Below are 2,791 nucleotides of genomic sequence, written 5' to 3' on the forward strand. Positions count from 1 at the left end.
AATGGTATAGACCAGAAACCGGTTTCATGTTATGATAAAAAACAGAATAGGAAAAGAATTTTAAGCTCTTTTCGTAATAAATATTGGAGGAGGAAAAAAGATGAAAAAAGAAAGTTTAGTTAAACGTTTGGCAATATCCCTTTCATATGTCGCAGTTACTGCAATCCTTTTAGTTATTTTTTGGGCAGGAAGTTTAACAGGAAATTCAGGTTTAGAAGGTGTTTTCAACGCTTATAAAATGATTTTCCCGTTAATTATATCGATTGCTTTTGCAGTTGGTATTGGGTTTGATCACAGTGGAGCGGCTGCTTTAGCTGGTGCGGTAGGTTACCTAGTATTTGGAGCATCATTCTCTGTTTTAATTGATGCTAAAGCACAATTTTTAGTTAATGCACCTATCTCTATTTTTGGTGGCGAAGTAAAAGGACAAATTTTCTTCATTATTTGTGGTTTAGTAATGGGACTTGTTAGTGGAATGATGTATAACAAATTCTACAATATTAAGATGCCTGAATGGTTAGCCTTCTTTGGTGGCCGTCGTTTTGTTCCGATTATTACAAGTGTTGTTGCCTTGTTTATTGGATCATTTGTTGCAAATATTGTCTTACCACACTTATAAAGTAAAGGAGGAAATTAAATTATGTTAGCACAATTACAAAAAATCGGGAAAGCATTAATGCTTCCAATCGCTGTTTTGCCAGCTGCGGGTCTGTTAAACCGTCTTGGCGCAGCTGATGTTTTAAATATTCCATTTATGAATGCTGGCGGGAACGCTATTTTCACTTATTTACCATTGATGTTTGCAATGGGTATTGCTATTGGTTTAGCGAAGGATAATAGTGGTCTAGCAGCTTTAAGTGGCGCGCTCATGTACTTTATCTTAAACTTCGGTGTTATTGGCGTTAATCCAGATATTAATATGGGTGTATTCGGTGGTTTTATCGCTGGTCTATTTTCACCTATTATTTATAACCTTGTGTACCTTAAATTTGATAAAGGTGCTTTCTTTAACGGACGTCATGTTGCCTTAATATTAAATGCTATCGCGACGTTAATACTTGTTGTTATTTTTGGTTTCATTTGGCCAACAGTCCAAGTTGGATTAAATCATCTTAACGAATTTATCGTTGGTGCAGGTGCATTCGGTGCAGGTGTATTCGAATTTGCAAACCGTTTGTTAATTCCAACGGGCTTACATCACGTGTTAAACTCTTACTTATGGTTCGGTTATGGTAGCTTTACAGATGCTGCAACAGGTATTGTTGTAAACGGAGATATTAACCGTTTCTTCGCTAAAGATCCGACAGCGGGCGCTTTCCAAACTGGTTTCTTCCCAATTATGATGTTTGGTCTACCAGCAGCTGCAATGGCAATGGTGGCAACTGCTAAAAAACATAAACGTAAAGCAACGTTTGGGATGATGTTATCACTCGCTTTAACAGCGTTCTTAACAGGTATCACAGAACCGCTTGAGTTTTCATTCATGTTTATCGCATTCCCTCTTTATGTTGTGCATGCGCTCTTAGCAGGAATTTCAGGCTTTATCGTTAACTTATTAGGAATTAAAATGGGTTTCACTTTCTCAGCAGGAGCGATTGATTACTCACTAAACTACGGTTTAGGAACTAAGCCACTCCTTTTACTTTTAGTTGGTTTAGTTTTCGCAGTTGTTTACTTCGTGATTTTCTACTTTGCTATTTTAAAATTCGACATCAAAACGCCTGGACGTGAAGATGATGATGAAAATGCAATTGAAGAAGATGAAGAAGAACTAGCAACACCAGCTACAGGAGATAAATATGACGCTATTGGTGATAAATACCTTAAAGCATTAGGTGGCGCTGACAACTTTACAGTTATCGATAACTGTACAACTCGTTTACGTCTACAATTAAAAGATACAAATATTGTTGATCAAGATGCTTTGAAACGCGCAGGCGCAAAAGGTGTTGTTAAAATCAATGATACAGCTCTTCAAGTTATCGTTGGAACAGATGTAGAATTTGTTGCTGATAAATTGAAAGAACGCGTTGAAAAATAATTTTTTAAAATAGTAATCTAAAGCAACCGCCAATTGTGCGGTTGCTTTTTTTATCATTAAAAGACTATTTTTGTGATAGTCCAAGTGAAAGATATAAGGTACACTAAAGTAAAAGACCGTATTGTTCTGGGGGAGGATATATACGAGAAAGAATGGTGACGAACATGAACCAGAGAAAGTGGCGTGTGCTAATTTTAACAAGTTGGCTTGTGGTAACGCTTTTATTAGTATTATTTATGCCAAACATGGGAACGTTAGTGAGAGAAAAAGGGCAGATTTCGTTACCTGAATCAGCTCAAAGTGAACAAGCAGCAAAAATTATTAACGGTATGCGTGATGGCAAAGAAAAAACATATCAAATGATCGCTGTGTTCCATTCAAACAAAAAGCTCACAGCAGATGAACTGACAACAATTGAAAAACGAATTACCGCAATCCAAACGAATCAAACAAGTTTAGGTATTGATAGAATTGTTTCACATCTTGATAATAAGACCGCAAAAAAACAGTTATTGTCGAGTGATGGGACAACGGTCATGCTTCAACTAGAAGTTTTGCGAGAGGGAACAATTACTGAAATTGGTGATCGTATTCGTCCAGAACTGCAAATAAAAGGCGTTGAAAGTTATTTAACAGGTAATGCACTCGTATTAGAAGATTTTGCAAAAGCAACACATGAGGGCGTTGAGAAAACAGAAGTTATTGCTATTATATTTATCGTACTTGTATTATTGTTGGTGTTTCGCTCGC

At 36.6% G+C, this 2,791-nt stretch carries 3 protein-coding genes; all 3 read left to right on the top strand.

The genetic code is table 11. From position 1 onward, the window contains the following. The first annotated feature begins 100 nt into the window (after nt 1–100). Nucleotides 101–619 carry a PTS transporter subunit EIIC gene (locus IKV95_RS10015; protein ID WP_069125609.1) on the top strand — a complete coding sequence of 173 codons (519 nt, stop codon included), beginning with the start codon at nt 101–103 and terminating at the stop codon, nt 617–619. A gap of 21 nt (nt 620–640) precedes the next feature. Then, nucleotides 641–2,041 (top strand): PTS transporter subunit EIIC, encoded by a 1,401-nt coding sequence (locus IKV95_RS10020; RefSeq protein WP_119904485.1) that lies wholly within the window; start codon nt 641–643, stop codon nt 2,039–2,041. Nucleotides 2,042–2,205: 164 nt separating this feature from the next. Further along, on the top strand, nt 2,206–2,791 hold a 586-nt coding region (locus IKV95_RS10025; RefSeq protein WP_287451756.1), incomplete at its 3' end, for an MMPL family transporter.

It is taken from the genome of Brochothrix sp., from assembly GCF_017549435.1.
In the GTDB taxonomy this organism is placed as follows: Bacteria; Bacillota; Bacilli; order Lactobacillales; family Listeriaceae; genus Brochothrix; species Brochothrix thermosphacta.